At 27.5% G+C, this 16,601-nt stretch carries 15 protein-coding genes, 1 tRNA gene and 1 other RNA gene; 11 read left to right on the forward strand and 6 right to left on the reverse strand.

Annotation, left to right across the window (positions count from 1 at the left end; translation table 4 throughout):
* Positions 1–3: 3 nt before the first annotated feature.
* From JXZ90_RS01840 to JXZ90_RS01850, 3 genes are read right to left on the reverse strand one after another with little or no spacing between them, the layout of a single operon-like run.
* On the reverse strand, positions 4–834 hold the full coding sequence (locus JXZ90_RS01840; protein WP_205848080.1) for an ABC transporter permease: 831 nt from the start codon (positions 832–834) through the stop codon (positions 4–6).
* A complete protein-coding gene (locus JXZ90_RS01845; RefSeq protein ID WP_205848081.1) occupies positions 821–1,747 on the reverse strand; it encodes an ABC transporter ATP-binding protein in 927 nt (308 codons plus the stop codon). Before JXZ90_RS01845 ends, JXZ90_RS01840 begins: the two co-directional genes overlap by 14 nt.
* A 15-nt stretch (positions 1,748–1,762) precedes the next feature.
* Positions 1,763–2,374, reverse strand: coding sequence for a DUF402 domain-containing protein (locus JXZ90_RS01850; protein ID WP_205848082.1), 612 nt, complete (start codon positions 2,372–2,374; stop codon positions 1,763–1,765).
* Between the two features lie 262 nt (positions 2,375–2,636).
* Between JXZ90_RS01850 and JXZ90_RS01855 the strand changes: the two genes are divergently transcribed.
* Both JXZ90_RS01855 and smpB read left to right on the forward strand, forming a co-directional pair.
* Positions 2,637–2,948, forward strand: coding sequence for a co-chaperone YbbN (locus tag JXZ90_RS01855; RefSeq protein ID WP_205848083.1), 312 nt, complete (start codon positions 2,637–2,639; stop codon positions 2,946–2,948).
* A gap of 73 nt (positions 2,949–3,021) precedes the next feature.
* Entirely contained in the window at positions 3,022–3,468 is a 447-nt protein-coding gene (gene smpB / locus JXZ90_RS01860) for an SsrA-binding protein (RefSeq protein WP_205848084.1), read from the forward strand.
* Between the two features lie 4 nt (positions 3,469–3,472).
* On the opposite strand, the gene JXZ90_RS01865 is transcribed toward smpB, so the two are convergent.
* The gene (locus tag JXZ90_RS01865; RefSeq protein WP_205848085.1) at positions 3,473–4,480 is read right to left on the reverse strand and encodes a LacI family DNA-binding transcriptional regulator; all 1,008 of its coding nucleotides are present in this window, start codon (positions 4,478–4,480) and stop codon (positions 3,473–3,475) included.
* Between the two features lie 109 nt (positions 4,481–4,589).
* On the opposite strand from JXZ90_RS01865, the gene ffs reads away from it, so the two are divergent.
* The 7 genes from ffs (at position 4,590) to rnhC (ending at position 12,930) form a co-directional block, all read left to right on the forward strand.
* Positions 4,590–4,680: signal recognition particle sRNA small type (gene ffs, locus JXZ90_RS01870), an RNA gene on the forward strand.
* Between the two features lie 58 nt (positions 4,681–4,738).
* Complete coding sequence (gene def / locus JXZ90_RS01875) at positions 4,739–5,314, forward strand: peptide deformylase (protein ID WP_205848086.1); 576 nt, start codon at positions 4,739–4,741, stop codon at positions 5,312–5,314.
* 12 nt (positions 5,315–5,326) lie between these two features.
* Positions 5,327–6,580, forward strand: coding sequence for a hypothetical protein (locus JXZ90_RS01880; RefSeq protein ID WP_205848087.1), 1,254 nt, complete (start codon positions 5,327–5,329; stop codon positions 6,578–6,580).
* A gap of 92 nt (positions 6,581–6,672) precedes the next feature.
* Positions 6,673–8,595 carry a DNA topoisomerase IV subunit B gene (parE, locus tag JXZ90_RS01885; RefSeq protein ID WP_205848088.1) on the forward strand — a complete coding sequence of 641 codons (1,923 nt, stop codon included), beginning with the start codon at positions 6,673–6,675 and terminating at the stop codon, positions 8,593–8,595.
* Between the two features lie 11 nt (positions 8,596–8,606).
* Positions 8,607–11,207, forward strand: a complete 2,601-nt coding sequence (gene parC / locus JXZ90_RS01890; protein ID WP_205848089.1) for a DNA topoisomerase IV subunit A — start codon at positions 8,607–8,609, stop codon at positions 11,205–11,207.
* Between the two features lie 107 nt (positions 11,208–11,314).
* Positions 11,315–12,238 (forward strand): Cof-type HAD-IIB family hydrolase, encoded by a 924-nt coding sequence (locus tag JXZ90_RS01895; protein ID WP_205848090.1) that lies wholly within the window; start codon positions 11,315–11,317, stop codon positions 12,236–12,238.
* A gap of 2 nt (positions 12,239–12,240) precedes the next feature.
* Complete coding sequence (gene rnhC / locus JXZ90_RS01900; RefSeq protein ID WP_205848091.1) at positions 12,241–12,930, forward strand: ribonuclease HIII; 690 nt, start codon at positions 12,241–12,243, stop codon at positions 12,928–12,930.
* Positions 12,931–12,940: 10 nt separating this feature from the next.
* Here rnhC and JXZ90_RS01905 read toward each other — a convergent pair.
* A tRNA-Ser gene (locus JXZ90_RS01905) sits at positions 12,941–13,030 on the reverse strand.
* Positions 13,031–13,065: 35 nt separating this feature from the next.
* Positions 13,066–15,231, reverse strand: a complete 2,166-nt coding sequence (locus tag JXZ90_RS01910) for a Tex-like N-terminal domain-containing protein (RefSeq protein WP_205848092.1) — start codon at positions 15,229–15,231, stop codon at positions 13,066–13,068.
* Positions 15,232–15,314: 83 nt separating this feature from the next.
* Here JXZ90_RS01910 and JXZ90_RS01915 point away from each other — a divergent pair, with 83 nt between their 5' ends.
* Positions 15,315–16,157 (forward strand): Cof-type HAD-IIB family hydrolase, encoded by an 843-nt coding sequence (locus JXZ90_RS01915; RefSeq protein ID WP_205848093.1) that lies wholly within the window; start codon positions 15,315–15,317, stop codon positions 16,155–16,157.
* 207 nt (positions 16,158–16,364) lie between these two features.
* On the forward strand, positions 16,365–16,580 hold the full coding sequence (locus JXZ90_RS01920) for an MAG6790 family protein (protein WP_205848094.1): 216 nt from the start codon (positions 16,365–16,367) through the stop codon (positions 16,578–16,580).
* Positions 16,581–16,601 lie beyond the last annotated feature (21 nt).

Raw genomic sequence — 16,601 nt, forward strand, 5'->3', positions numbered from 1 at the left:
GGATTATTTTTGTAATTTAAATTTGTAGGTTAAGTTTATTATTGCAAGAATAGCAACGAACCCACCAACATAAGCTATTGATTGTCAAATATTAATTTCTTTGCCAAATAAGATAAATTCATTTGCTGGTAAAAATTTTGGACCATATACCTCATTACTTCCTAAACTTAATCACTTAAATATATTAGTAAGTTGAGTTTGAGGAAATTCCGATGATATTTGTAAAATGAAATCTGGCATTATATTTCAAGGTGTATAAGCACCAATAAAAAAACCAATTACAGAAGAAACAATTGAAACTAATACAGTGTAAATTGTTCTTTGTTTTATAAAACTAACTATTAATGTAAAAATTAATGCATTAATTAATGTGGAAACAACAATCAATGGAATAAATGCAACATAATTTGTTCATGGGTTTATTAGTGTTTTATTAATAGCCATATAAATAATAACTATAATAAAAACAAATAATGAAACTACTGTGTTTATAATAAAGTTAGATAATACATAAGCAAATCTAATGTGTGAAGATTTAGTTGGTGTAATTAGTAAATCAGGTAGTACTTGATTTTCTTTATCTTCCATCATAATTGAACAAATTGATAATGCACTAGTTAATGTTGTAACAGAAACAATCCCGAACAATAAATAACTATCAGCCATTATTTTTCCAATTTCAGCAGTTGGAGCATTTCTTGAAATCGTGTTTTTAACAAATAGGAAGTAGATAAGCAAATAAAATAGTGGGCTTAAAAATGTAAAGAATATTCTTGTTTTACTTTTTCAAAATCTGATCATATTTCTTTTTAATAGAATATTAATTTGTCTCATTGTTGCCTCCCTTTGTTACATTCAAAAATACTGTATCCATGTTTCCTTTTAATAATTCATAATCCTCTAAATATGAATTGTATTTTGACACAAACTCTTTTGCTGATTGAAAATCATTAAAGAATATCTCAATTTTATTTCCATAATTCTTAAATTCAAAATGTTTCTTAGTTAATTCTTTTTCAAAATCTTTGTGAGAATTTTTAAAACAAACCACTGTTGTTTTTGAATATCTTGATTTTAATTCTGCGGGAGTACCTTCGACAATTTTTTTACCATTTTGAATAATTACGGCGTAGTCACAATTATTAGCTTCTTCCATGTAATGTGTTGTCAATAAGATAGTTAATTTATTTTCTGATTGAATATCGCTCAATATTTTTCAAACTAACTTCCTTGAGCTTGGATCCAAACCTGTTGTTGGTTCATCTAAAAACAAAATTGATGGATTGTGAATTAAGGCTCTAGCTATATCAACTCTTCTTTTTTGACCACCCGATAAAGTTGAATAACGTTGTTTTTGAATATCATGAAGATTAAATTTACTTATTATATTTGAAACAGCCTCTTTAACGTTTTTATCTTTAAGAACATCTTTATAAAGTGCCGCTCTAACATATAAATTTTCATAAACTGAAAGTTCAGGATCTAGAATTGATTGTTGAAATACGACACCAATTTTATTTCTAATTTTTCTTATTTCTTTATCTATAGATTCACCCTCAATCAAAACTTCTCCAGAATCTCTTTTTATCAAACCTAAAATGATATTTAGAGTAGTGGATTTACCGGCGCCATTTAAACCTAAAAAGCCGAATAATTGGCCTTTTTTAACACTAAACGAAAGGTCATCAAGCGCTTTCTTTTCTTTAAAAGATTTACTTAAATTGCTAATACTTAAAATATTTTCCATTTTCTTTCCTTATTTTTAATTACTTTTTTTATTATAAAATTTCCTTTTTGCAAAAAAAGTTGTGTTTCTAAAATTGTGTTTAATAGATTTATCTTTCTTAGCTAAATCTATATAGTAATTTATCACTTTTTTATTAAAAAAGTATTTTTCGTCAACTTCATTATGCAAAATTTCATCTAATTCTTCCAATATTTTATTTTTTAAATCTATAGGATATTTATATTTCTTTGAATTCTCTAAAAATTCATCTCCATCAACAACAAGAATTTCCCTTGAACCATATTTTTTTACATCTATATCAAAATCAATAAATTTTATCGTATTATCCTCATAAATAGGCCTAGACGACAAATTAACATAGTTATAATTAGTCTTAGGTTTTAGCATAGATAGACAATTATACATGCTGTTTTTGGGCATGAATCATATAACAGGTTCATTAAAAATTCAGTCTCTTTTGTTCAATTCTGCAACTTGTGTTTTGTACATAAATAAAACGTAATGTTGTTTAGTGTTTCTTAAAACTTTAACACCGTTTCATTGCCTATAAAGTGTTCCATCAAATTTATATGCCTGGACATTAATTATGGACCCAACAAGAGGAAAAACTGAGTTTTTTGAATTCATCCTTACTCCTTAAAACTATTTTTTAGTTGAAGTGATACAAAATGCACCATAGAATTTATAATATAAATATTAGTTAAATACTTATTCAGTATTTTTATATTTTACTATTTTAAATAAACTTATATCAAAAAATATAAAACGGTTGATAAGTAGAACATCAAGACGCTTTTTGTTTCTTTAAAATAAAAATAAATATATTATTTTGCAAAACTCAACAATATGTATAATAAGAAATACAAACAATTAAATTAAAGGAGAAAAAATGTTTAAAGAAATTTCAAAAGATGAATACAATTCAAATATTAAAGATTCAAAAGATTTTTACGTTTTAGTTTTTCATGCCCTTTGATGTCCACCATGTAAAATGTTAAAAAATTCATTATTAGAATTAAGTGAAAAAGATGACATTACAGTTTATAGAGTAGATGTTGACAAATACACTGATCTTGCAAGAGAATTTGGAGTAACAAGTATGCCAACATGATTCATTTTTAAAGATGGAAAAATGATACACAAAGGTATGGGTTACCAACCTTACCCAATTTTTAGGGATACTGTTTTGAACTTTAAATAATTTTGCATTGCAAAATTTATGAAAATTAACTAACTATTTAAATATGGTTAGTTTTTTTTATACAATATATTACATGAAATTAATAAGTGATAACAAGCGCGGAATACATGGTTATAAAATAATTGATAAATATGAATGCGGCTTAGTCTTAAAGGGCTGAGAGGTAAAATCAGCTAGAGCTGGAACTGTTAATCTAACTAATTCATATTGTTTTTTCAATCGTAAAAATGAATTATTTTTATGCAATTCTACTTTTAAACAATTTATGCTTCTAAAAGTTAATGAAACTGGAGATAGAAAACTGCTAATGCACAAACGCGAACTTATAAGGCTTAAGAGCAAATTAGAAAGACTTGGATCTGCTACTATTAAACCGATAAAAATATACTTTAATGAACATTCAAAAATTAAAATTGAAATTGCTCTTGTTGTAGGCATGAATAAAAAAGACAAAAGAGAAGATTTAAAGAAAAAAGAATCTGAAAAATACATAAAAAAGGTACAAGATAAGTACCTTTAATTTTTTAATAGAAAATTCTTGGTTTATACAAAATTGCTTCTGGTTCTTTAATAATTTCTTCTCCACCATCTTTTTTAAGATTTTCATTCATTTCTTTATGTTGAAATGCTTTTTCAACCATTTCTTCGATTTTTAATCCTAATTCAACATAGTCGATAAATAATTTTGCTTTATACGTCTTGAATGAGTCATATACGTTAGCATACCCAATATCACATAGATTTATATCTTTTAAAGTTGCAGCTAAAATTTCATAAACACTATGCGTTGCACAAACTATACTATTAATTTTAGAAGTTTGTAGTTTAGTTTTCATTTCTTTTAAAGAATTAACGTTAGTTAATGAAAATGAATATCTTAAAGGTATTATCCCTTTTACTGAACATGAAGCTTTAAATCCATTTCATCTTGTTTTAACTTTATTTTCAGGGATACTGTCTTCATAAACGAATGCAACATTTTTATCATTCCCATGATTTACAAGATCTAAAAACACACTTGTTAATGAATAAAATGATTTTTGATAATCAACTCAAATTGAATCAATTCCCTTAATTTCCCTTCCATAAACAATTGAAATTGTTTCATTAGAAACTTCTGTTTTAATGTAATTAACAATCCCTTCATCTTTATCATTTGGCAAGAAAAAGATAATTGCACCAGGTTTTCATTTTTGAGCATATTTAATTGTGTTTATATATTCTTCAGGTGATGAAGGTGTATATAATACAAACGATCTTCTTCCTTTTTGATAAGCTCTTTTATAGATACCATTTACAACTTCAATATTAGTTTTCTTTTCCCACTCAGGAACAATTATAAATATTGAGTTAGGATCATGTATTTTGCTTTTTTCAATGTCCGAACTACGAAAACAACGATTATCGTTAATTATTTTTTCAATCTTAGTTTTTGTCTTTTCGCTAACATAACCACCATTATAATATCTACTTACAGTGCTTACACTAACTTTTGCTATTTCTGCTATATCTTTATAAGAAAAATTTTTCATAGAAGAATTATAAATTTAATTTTATATATTACAAAAATATTTTTTTGATCAATTAAAATAAATCAACCTAAAAATGGTTAATTTTATAAGAAAAATATTTGATATAATAGATAAGTCAATAGAACAATAACCTTGTAACTTGGTCAGGGCAGAGATGCAGCAGCCATATCGAGAAGTGTTGTGTCTGTTGACTTTTTATTTTCTTTATTATTAGATTTTATTAATATTATGTATAAAACATATAATATAATAATGACTATGAAATATGAAATAAATTTACCCAAATTACCAAATCAAGTTTTAAGAGAAAAATCTAAAAATGTACCAATACCTTTAACAGAAGAGGATATTCAATTAGCTGAAAAAATGATATGACACATATCAGAAAGTCAAAAGCCAAATTCAAAATTTCAACCAGGTGTTGGTGTTGCTGCTGTTCAATATGGAATTTTAAAAAATGTTTTTCACATCAATATCGATGGTTTTAGATTTAACAACGAAACATATTTTTTAAATGATGTTTTCTTTAATCCTAAAATCATTGCAAAAGGAAATTATGACGCAGCGCTTTCTAGTGGCGAAGGGTGTTTAAGTGTTGGACCAAATACAAAAGGACAAGAAGGATACGTTATTAGAAAAAATAGAATTGTTTTTGAAGCTTATTCATATAGAGAAAAAAAAGTAAAGAGATTTGATTTATCAGGGTATCCAGCAATTGTTGCACAGCATGAATTAGATCATCTTGAAGGGAAGTTATTTATTGATAGAATCAATAAAACAAATCCAACATTAAAACCAGCTAATATTGAAATAATAAGTCCAGAATGAGACTAATAGGGAATAAGAATGTTAGAAAAATATATAAATTTTACAGAACAGGCATGAACTGCAATAATTCCAATTATTGTTGTTGCCTCAATCGTCTTAATATCTATTATTATTGGCATAAAAAATGGAGTTTATGCAGCTTTATATAAACTTGTTTTAAATATTGTTTTATTTGCACTATCAATCTTTATTGCCTTAAAAGTTTACTCAGGTTATAACTTAGAAGAGCGTCTAAAATTTAGTTTACAAAATAATCATGTTGTAGATTTTAAAAGTGCAGGGCCTGGAATTATTGGAATAATAGCCTTAATTGTACTAATACTTTTATATATTGCTTTTGGAATTGTTAACATATTCATAAATTCAATTCTAAAAAAAGTTATCAAGAGAAGAGTTAATAGTGGTAAGAGTGTAATTATCCACCGCTCTTTAGGTGGGGTCACAGCTGCATTCTCATCAATACCGCTTGTAGTATTAGGAACAAATATATCCGCTCTTACAACTCAAAACAACGTTATCATAAGAGCCAATGACGCGGTTTTAAATAGCATTACTGATAGTAGAATAAAAGGTCTTGGAAGATATATGCCTGCTATAGTTGGAACAAGTTTAATAGCTGACGAATTTAAAAAACAAGACAATAATGAAATACTTCTTGCAAGTGATGCTTACAAAACAATTGTTGATGATTCTAGTTTCAAGATGGATCTTACTATTGCAGATACATGAATCACACCAGAAGAATACAAAGATGAAAAAAATTGAAAAAAAATTAAGTTAATTTTTAATCCAAATATTAAAGATCCAAAAATTACAAAATCATTAAAAAAATTAAATGAAATAACTTTAAAATTTGCAGAAACTGATGAATCATTTGATTTATACAAAGAGTTCTTTAAAGTATTTATTTCCGATGTTAAAAAAGTAGAAATTCAAGAAAAAGTTGCATCTTTAATTAAAGAAATTGAAGATAAAAAGAAAGATAAGTCATGACCAAGTGATGTTATTGAAAATCTAACTCTAGAAAAAATTACAATTGATTTAAGCGAAATTACAAACTTAACTTTTAAAAAGAATACATTTTCTAAAGAACAAACAGGCGAAATTAAAGATATTATTTTAAAATCAGTAATCGGTAAAAATCAAAAAGAAATAAATAATGAATTACAAATAGAAACTCTTCATGAACTTATGAAATCAGACAGTGAAAAAGGAATTGAAGCTAAAACTGATTACATTCTAAACAAAATAATTAATGGTTTATTTTTATAACCAAAAATATTAGGGCACTATGTTAATCTATCTCTTAGTGCTTTTTATTTTTTTATTGTTCATCAAAAAAATTTTAATAGTATTATAAATATATGATTAATAATAATGTATATGATGCAAATAGTATTCAACAGTTAAAAGGTCTTGAAGCTGTAAGAAAACGTCCTGGTATGTACATAGGAAGTACAGATACTAATGGTCTACATCACCTAATTTGAGAAATTGTTGATAATTCAATTGATGAAGCATTAGCTGGTTATGCTAGTGAAATTAAAGTTATTTTAAAAAAAGATGGAAGTGTTATTGTTTCAGATAATGGTCGTGGAATTCCTGTTGGAATGACTAAATCCGGAAAAAGTGCGGTTGAATTAGTTTTTACTGAATTACACGCTGGTGGTAAGTTTAATGAAGGAGCATATAAAACATCTGGTGGACTTCATGGTGTAGGTTCATCTGTTGTTAACGCATTAAGCACCAAACTAATTGCAACAGTTTATAGAGATAAAAAAATATATGAAACTATTTTTGAAAATGGAGACAATATTGTTCAAAAAACAAAAGTAATTGGTGAAACAACGAAAAAAGGCACTGTTGTACAATTTTGACCAAACTATGATACTTTTAAAAAAGCTAGATTCAATTTTGAAACAATTTCAGAAAGATTAAGAGAAAGTTGCTTTTTAATTGGCGGTCTAAAAATTTATTTCAAGGATGAAATCTCAGATAAAGAAATTGCTTATCAATATGAAGATGGTATTGAAGCTTTCATAGACTTTATTAACGATTCTAAAAACACATTAGGTGATATCAAAACTTTTAAAGAAACTAAAAACGAAATAGAAGTTGAGTGTGGTTTTCAATTTTCTGATAGCTATAATGAAACTATTTTGTCATTTGTTAATAATGTTAAAACAAAAGATGGTGGTACTCATGAAATTGGTCTAAAAACAGCATTAACTAAAACATTCAATGAGTTTGCGGCAGAAGAAAAAATATTAAAAGGTAAAAAAACATTCGATGCAGAAGATATCCGTGAAGGAATAACTGTAGTTTTAAGTGTTAAAATACCTGAAAAATATTTAGAATTTGTCAGCCAAACCAAAGATAAACTTGGAACACCAGAAGCGAAAAAAGCAGTTGAAGAAGTTGTAACAAAACACATTAAAATATGAATAAATGAAAATAAACAATTGGCTAAAAAAATACTAGACAAGATAAGAAAAGCTGCTGAATCTAGAGACGCTGCACGTAAAGCAAGAGCAGAAGCTAGAAGCACTAAAAAAGCACTAAAAGAAAAACAAATTCTTAGCGGAAAATTAACTCCTGCTCAATCAAAAATTCCTTCAGAAAAAGAATTATTCTTGGTTGAGGGAGACTCAGCTGGAGGATCTGCTAAATCAGGTAGAGATCGTAAATATCAAGCTATATTACCATTAAGAGGTAAAGTTATAAATACAGAAAGAGCTAGATTATTTGAGATTCTTAAAAATGAAGAAATTGCAACAATAATAAACACAATAGGCGCTGGAGTTGGTGATGATTTTGATATAGCGAAATCACAATATGGCAAGATTGTAATCATGACAGATGCCGATACCGATGGTGCACATATACAAATATTATTACTAACATTCTTTTTTAGACACATGAGACAACTTATTGAAAATGGTCATGTCTATATTGCTTTACCACCTTTGTTTAAAATCTCACCTCAAGGAACCAAAAAAGATGTTATCTATGCATGAGATGAAGATGAATTAAAAGAAATTTTAGCGCAACCATCTTATAAACGTTCAGAGATACAACGTTATAAAGGTTTAGGTGAAATGAATGCTGAGCAACTTTGAGAAACCACTATGGATCCTAAAACAAGAACATTAATTAAAGTCAAAATTGAAGATGCGGCTCTAGCTGAACGCAGAGTTTCAACATTAATGGGAGATAAAGTTGAACTTAGAAAAGAGTGAATCAATGCTAATGTTGAGTTCACAATGGAAGATAACTTTGAAATATAGTAAGAGGACTAATGGATAAAAAGAAACAACAAAAATTAGATGATTTTATTACAAAAATTGTTAATGAAAATCTTGACTCAATTATGGCTGATCGATTTAGTCGTTATTCAAAATATATAATTCAACAGCGTGCTCTTCCTGACGCTAGAGATGGTCTAAAACCTGTTCAAAGAAGAATACTTTATTCAATGAGTGAATTAGGTTTGCAACATAATAAACCTTTTAAAAAATCTGCTCGTGTTGTTGGAGATGTTATTGGTAAATATCACCCACATGGAGATAGTTCTATTTATGAAGCTATGGTTCGTATGGCTCAGGATTGAAAAATGGGTTATACTCTTTTAGAAATGCATGGTAACGTTGGTTCAATAGATGATGACCCAGCAGCCGCTATGCGTTATACAGAGGTTAGACTTGCAGAAATATCTGAAGTTCTTCTTAATGATTTGAAGAAAAACACAGTATCTTTCGCGCCTAATTTCGATGACAGTGAAAAAGAACCCACGGTTCTTCCTTCTCTAATTCCTAATCTACTTTTAAATGGTGCAAAAGGTATTGCTAGTGGTTTTGCAACAGAAATGCCTCCTCATAATTTAAATGAAATTTTAGATGCTGCAATTGCAAAAATCAAAAATCCTGACATTGAATTTAAAAAATTAATGAATTATGTAAAAGGTCCGGACTTTCCTACTGGAGGGGTAATTTATGGACAAAAAGGCATTTATGAGGCTTTTGAAAGAGGAAGAGGCCGTGTCACATTAGTTTCAAAATATAAAGTATTTGAAGATAAAAATAATAAATTCATAGAAATAACCGAAATCCCTTATGGTGTAGTTAAAAGTAAGTTAATCCACTCAATAGATTTATTAATTGTAAATAATTCAATTAGTGGGTTAAATGAAATTAAAGATCAATCTGACCGTAATGGAATTAGTATATTAATAACTCTAGATAAAAATGCTAGTGAAGAACACATTATTAATTATCTATTGCAAAAAACTGAAATGCAAGTTTATTACTCATACAATAATGTTGCCATAGTTAATTCAAGCCCTAAATTAATGAATCTAAATCAACTATTGGGAACATACATAACTCACGCTAAAGAAGTTAAAACAAAAACCTTGCAATTTGATTTAGCTAAATATAAGGCTCGTTTAGAAATTGTTTTAGGATTTTTAAAAGTTGCCGAGATTACTGATGAAGTTATTAGTGTTATTAGAAAAAGTGAAAATTCTAAGGCTGGAGTTATTGAAAACCTTATTAAAGAATTTGATTTTACTCAAAACCAAGCAACAGCTATTGCTGAACTTAGATTATATAAGCTATCCAAAACTGATAAAGAAGCTTTTTTAAAAGAAAAATCCGAATTAGAAGAAAACATAAAATTGTGCGAATTATTATTGAATGATTCAAGCGAATTTGATAAGTATTTGATCAATATTTTAAAAGACATTAAAAAACAATTCGGTAGACCAAGAAGAACCGAAATTATTGAAGAAGATATTAAAATATCTTATTCAGAAGCTGAATTGGTCAAAGACGAAGAGGTTTATTTAGGAGTAACTAAACATGGATATATTAAAATGTTTTCTCCTAAAGTATTCGACTCAAACAATATTAGCTCATATGGAATAAAAGAAGAAGATAAATTAATTTCAATAACTAGGGCTAACACTACAAATAATGTCTTAATTTTCACTAATTTAGGAAACTATGCAATGATTCCGCTTTATAAAATTGATGAATCAAAATGAAAAGATTTTGGCCTCCACTTAAGTGATTTTGTTCAATTAGAAGCAGGTGAAGAGGTTGTTTCTTCACTAATTGTTAGTGACTTTAATGAATTAAAATACATTTGTACATTCACAAAAATGGGTCAAGGTAAGAGAACAATCCTCAAAGATTTTGAGGTAGCTAGACCAAATAAAACATTCACTGCAATGAAATTAAAAACCGGAGATAAACTGCTTGGAGCAAAATACTCTAATGGAATGAAAGATGTATTACTAGTTACTGCTAAAGGGTTGGCTAGTCTATATTCTGAAAATGATGTTCAAATCTATAGTACAAAATCATCCGGAACTAAATCATGTAATTTGTTATCAGATGATGAAATAGTTGCATTTGCACTAACTGAATATGGAGACACAATAACAATGCTAGCCAATGACAAATACATAAAAAGAATTAATGTTTCAAACATTAAAAAGGTTAGCAGAAAAAATTTAGGGAAACAATTATTTAATCAAATGAAGATTAAACCTTACATTGTTACAGATATTGAACCAACAAATACTGAAGATTTTATTTATGTACATAATGAAGAAAATGAACTATTGATGGAAAGAATAGTCAATTATGATATAACAACCCCAATGGAAGGTTTCTCAAAAATAAAGATTCAAAATATTGTAAATACAACAATCAAAACTAATATAAATGTTGAAAGCGGAAATGATCCTGAAGTTAATGAAGAAAAAAACTTTGAAGATAAATTCACAAGTAAACTAGAAAAAGAAGAAGAAATATTTGAGAGAGCTGAAAAAGAAGTTGACAGTGTTTTAGATTTAGATGTTGATGATCTTCTAAAAAAGCTTAATCTTTCATAAAACTTAAGTTGGAAATCCAACTTTTTTTATTCTTATAAAAACTCAGTTTTTTTACTATTTAATAAATTTGATATTATTTAATAACTAAAATTCATGAAAGGATATTAATGGAAAAAGAAAAATTTTTATTTGCCGTAGACCTTGATGGTACACTTTTAGCAAATAGCGTTACCGGAGAAATACATGAAAAAACTTTTAATGCTATCCAAAGATTAAAAAAGGAAGGACACATTATTTGCTTATTCACAGGCCGTCCTTGAAGAAGTACTAAACCAATTTATGATAAATTAGGGTTGGACACAGTTGTATGTAATTATAATGGAGCCCAAATTCATAATCCATCTGATGAAAACTTTATACCTTATATCAAATATTTAAACTTAAATGAAATGCTATACATTTTAGGTGATAAAAAAGTAAAAGATGAAATAACTAACATTGTTATTGAAGGACCTGGTTGAGTTATGCTTGATAAAAGAAATGAAGCTCTTGAACAAGTTTTTGGATTGAATTCATCTAAAAAATTTGTAATAGGTATCAATTACAATAAAATACCGCTAAAACCAACAGGAATAATTTTTGACGTTAAGAAAACAACGGATGTTGAAGCACTAAGAACATATTTAAAATCTAAATATGGTGACTTGGGAGAATTTTCATATTGGTCAAAAGGAAAAAATGAAACACCTGTTTTTGACATAACTAACGTTAGCGTAAATAAAGGTAGAGCTTTAAGTTTACTTTCTAGATATTATGATATAGATTTAGAAAATACAATTGCTATAGGCGATGGTTTTAATGATGTTCCTATGTTTAAAGTTGCAAAAATATCTGCAGCAGTTGGAAATGCTTCTGATGCTGTTAAGAAATATGTAACTAACAAGATAAAATTAGCTAATGATGAAGGCGGTGTGGGAGAATTTATTAATAAATTTTTAGATAACCCAACTAAAGAAAAAGCTAAAAGTAAAAATGCTCTTGAAAAAATAATGAAGAAAAAGTTTGTCGCTATTTCAGATGATGGAGAATAAAAATGAAATTCTATGAATATAATCATGAATTTGATTTAGAAGGAAAATTAATTATTGGTGTTGATGAAGTTGGAGTTGGTGACTACTTTGGGCCACTATGCTCCGCAGCTGCATACATACCGAAAGAAAATTTGCAAGATGTTATAAATTTAGGCGTTAAAGATAGCAAAAAACTATCTGATTTAAAAATTAAATTTTTAGCAAGTAAATTAAAAAAACTTGTTAAGTACTCTGTTCATCAACTATCACCAAAAGGATATAATACATTAAACGCTAACTATAATGCCAATGAATTAAAAATGTTTACTCATCTAAACGTAATTACTAAATTAGAACAATTTGTTAATGATCACGAACTTGTTTTTATTGATCAGTATTCAACTATGAACACTATACAAAAATATTATTCCAAAATTGTTCACGAAAATAATTGAGCGAAAATTCCAGAAATTAAAAAAGATGTTTATCTAGCCAATAAAGCTGAACAAATTTGTTTAGAGGTTGCTGTTGCTTCAATTTTAGCTAGAGACTTTTTTCTCTATAAAATAGATGAATTGGAAAAAAAATATGGAATTAAAATTCCTCTTGGATCAAGTAATAAGGTTAAAGAATTTGCTAAACAATTAAAGGATAATAGACCGGAAATTAATATGAAAGATATTTGCAAAATGTCTTTCAAAATGGAAATTTAAAATAAAAAAATGGCCGGTGGTGAGGGATTTGAACCCTCGAATGATTTGCACCATTACTGGTTTTCGAGACCAGCCTTTTCAGCCACTCAAGCAACCACCGAACATTTTATTATTATATTAATAAATTTTAATATGTTAAAAAACTAATTTGCCTTGAATTCTACCTCTATCAATATCTAATCCAATAATTTGGATTTTAATTTTATCACCAGTTTTTAATATATCGGTTGGGTGAGAGATAATTTCATCCTTATTTTTTTTCATATTAGAAATATGGATTAACGCTGCCTGTTTTAGACCTATATAAACAAAGGCACCGAAATCTGTTATATTTTGCACAGATCCATCAAGGATCATTCCTATTTTTAAATCATCTAATTTCAAAATATCACTCTTTAAAATATAGCCATCTTTAGAATCTCTAATATCTTTTGTTGGATTGATTAAGGAATCAATAATTAACTTAACATCGAATTCATTAGAATCTAATTCTTTAACTAATGACTTTATATCTGCTTTTTTAAGTGTCTCAATATCGATATCATTTAAATCAATATTTAATTTCTCAACAATTTTATCTGCTAATTTATAACTTTCGGGGTGAATACTTGTTCTATCATAGAATTTTTTAGAATCGTGGATTCTTAGAAATCCTATTGATTGTTCAAAAGCTTTTGGGCCTAAACCTTTAACTTTTTTAAGTTGATTTCTATCGGTAAATTTCTTTAATTTAGAACGCTCTTCAATAATATTACTTGCAATATTTTTATTTAAACCAGAAATATAACTTAATATAGTAGATGTTGCTGTATTAATGTCAACACCAACTAAGTTAACCACTTTATCAATTTTAAAGTCTAATGCATTAGACAAATCTTTTTGATTAACATCATGTTGATATTGGCCAACTCCTATTGATTTAGGATCAATTTTAATTAATTCATTTAACGGGTCTTGAAAACGGCGACCAATATTTATTGCAGATCTTTCTTGAACATCTAAGTCTGGAAACTCTTCTTGCGCTAATTTTGAAGCAGAATAAACACTAGCACCAACTTCACTAACTACAGCATATACTAATTGATCACTAGCATTTTTTTGTTTTCTCTCTTTAACAACCATTGAAACAAGTTCCTCACTTTCACGAGAAGCAGTTCCATTGCCAATTACAATAATATCTACATTATATTTATCAATTAAATCATTGAGGATTTTTTTAGCAATATCATTTTGATCTGCAAGCAATCTATAATCCTTAGTTTTTAAATAAATTTTAGAGTTAACTAATAATTCGCCCTGTTTTCCTAAAACAGCTATTTTGCAGCCATTTATATAACCTGGATCAATTGCAAGTACTACTTTATTTTTTATCGCAGGATATAAAAGCATTGTTTCAACATTATTAGCAAAAAGTACAATAGCTTCTTTTTCAGCTTTTTCAAAAAGATCCTTTTTAATTTCACGAATGATTGAAGGATATATTAATCTTTCTAAAGAATCCACTAATGAATCGTAAATAATCTTTCCGGTTCTCTTTATTTTAAAAAATTTATTATTTAAGTCATACATTATCTTTGATTTGTTAAAAGTAAAATCATATGAAATAATTTTTAATTTTTCACCTCTAGAAATTGCGAGTACTCTGTGATTAGGAATTCTTTTAACTTGTTCATGAAAATCATAATATTGTCTAAAAATTTCATTGTTATCTTCTGCCTTTGGTTTTATTTTTGTGACAACTTGACCAAAATTAAATATTTGATTTTTGACATAATCACGAACCTCTACATCTTGAGAAATTATTTGGCTAATAATAAATTGTGACTGTTCAATAGCAAATTCCACAGTTTCTACCTTATCATTTAAATATTTTTTTGCTTCGTTAAATGGACTAAAGTTTTCATCTGTTGCATTGAATATATCTAGAGCTAATTGTTCCAATCCTAATTCAATTGCGTCAGTAGCTTTTGTTTTTTTACCTACCTTGAATGGTTCATATATATTTTCAACCTCTGCTTTTGTTTCAGCATTATTTAATTTTTTTTCAGTCTCGGGTGTCAATAATTTTCTTTCCTTTAAAATTTCAATAATTGCTTCTTTTCTCTTATTCAATTCAACATTATATGTGTACATTTCATTAATCTTTTGTATTTGGTCCTCATCCAATCCATCAGTTTGATTTTTACGGTAACGAGCAATAAAAGGAACTGTAGCTCCTTCTGACAATAATTCTAAAACTGTGTCGACTTGTGTTTCCTTAAGTTGTAGCTTTTCACTAACAAATTTTTTTGATATATCCATAATTTCTCCTTATACTATTTTAAAAATATAGTAAATCAATTATATATGTATATTAAAAACAAATTTAATTTATAATCCTATGTATGAAAACAGCAAATAACCTACCTAAAATACTATTTTTAGATTTAGATGGAACAACTTTAGATGTTGTTACATATCAAAAAAAGAAAATTAAGAGCATTAGTCAAGAGAACCTTGAGGCAATCAAAAAAGTTCAAAATATGGGAATTAAAGTTTTTCCGTCGACTGGTCGTGGAGGAGCAAAGTCATTAGGTCATTATCTAGAAGTGCTTAATTCAACCGAAAATTATATTGGATGAAATGGCGCAATAGTCAAGGCCGAAAACAAAATAATTTTTCAAAAAGGCATTGAACCTCAAATAGTTAAAAATATTTTTGATGATATAACAAAACAAAAACATTCAGTGATCTTAAATTCTGATTTTGAACATCATTGTTATACAGACTCTCTTCTTCTAAAACTTGCAGTTCGTTACAAGGGCGGAAAAAGCAAAAGAGCAAAAAACTTTAAGAATGATTTTGTTGTAAGCAAAATGATAATTTGAAATTTCAATAGCAAAAAAGTTTTAAAGTTCATGGATTTTTTAAAAGAAAAATATGGAGACTCTATTTCACTTGTTTTTTCAGGTGATAGTAACAGATATATTGAAATAACTGCTAAAGGTTGCTCAAAGGGTGAAGCAGCAAAAAAAATGTGTGAATACTACAAAATAAACCCAAAAGATACCTGACATATTGGTGATAGTATGAATGATAGCACGACAGTAGGAATTTGCGGAAGAGTACTTGCAGTAAATAATGCTTCAGATAAATTGATATCAGCTGGTGCAGAATTAACTAAGTACCCAACAAAACCTTATGGGGTTGCTAAAATTTTGGAAGACTATATTATTAGACCTAAATAATATAAAAATCTAATTTATAAAACACTTTAAAATCAAGTATTCCAAGCTTGGTTTTTATTTAATATTATTGTTTAAATCCAAAGTTTATTAATTATAAAAATAAATAAATTAATGAATTTATTCATTTAATACAATTCAAATAGTAATTCTTCAAAGTTAACTTGGTATAATTTAAGTATATAAAAAAAACTACTTATGGAGGGATTTATGTATAAATATAAAGCTAGATTAGTAACTACTAGAGAAACTATTGCTGAAGCAAATACAATCGAAGAAATAGAAGGACTAGTACTCGGTTTCAGAAGAAAACAAAAATACGGACAACATACAAGTGGTAATGTAAACGTTGAAATAATTCATACCGAAAGAGATAACTTGAAAGGAAAACATAAATCAAAAGAGGAAGTAGTAAAAATAATTTAAAAAATAAGGTCCGCGCTTAAT

It is taken from the genome of Mycoplasma sp. Mirounga ES2805-ORL, assembly GCF_017084445.1.
Lineage (GTDB): Bacteria > Bacillota_I > Bacilli_A > Mycoplasmatales > Metamycoplasmataceae > Mycoplasmopsis.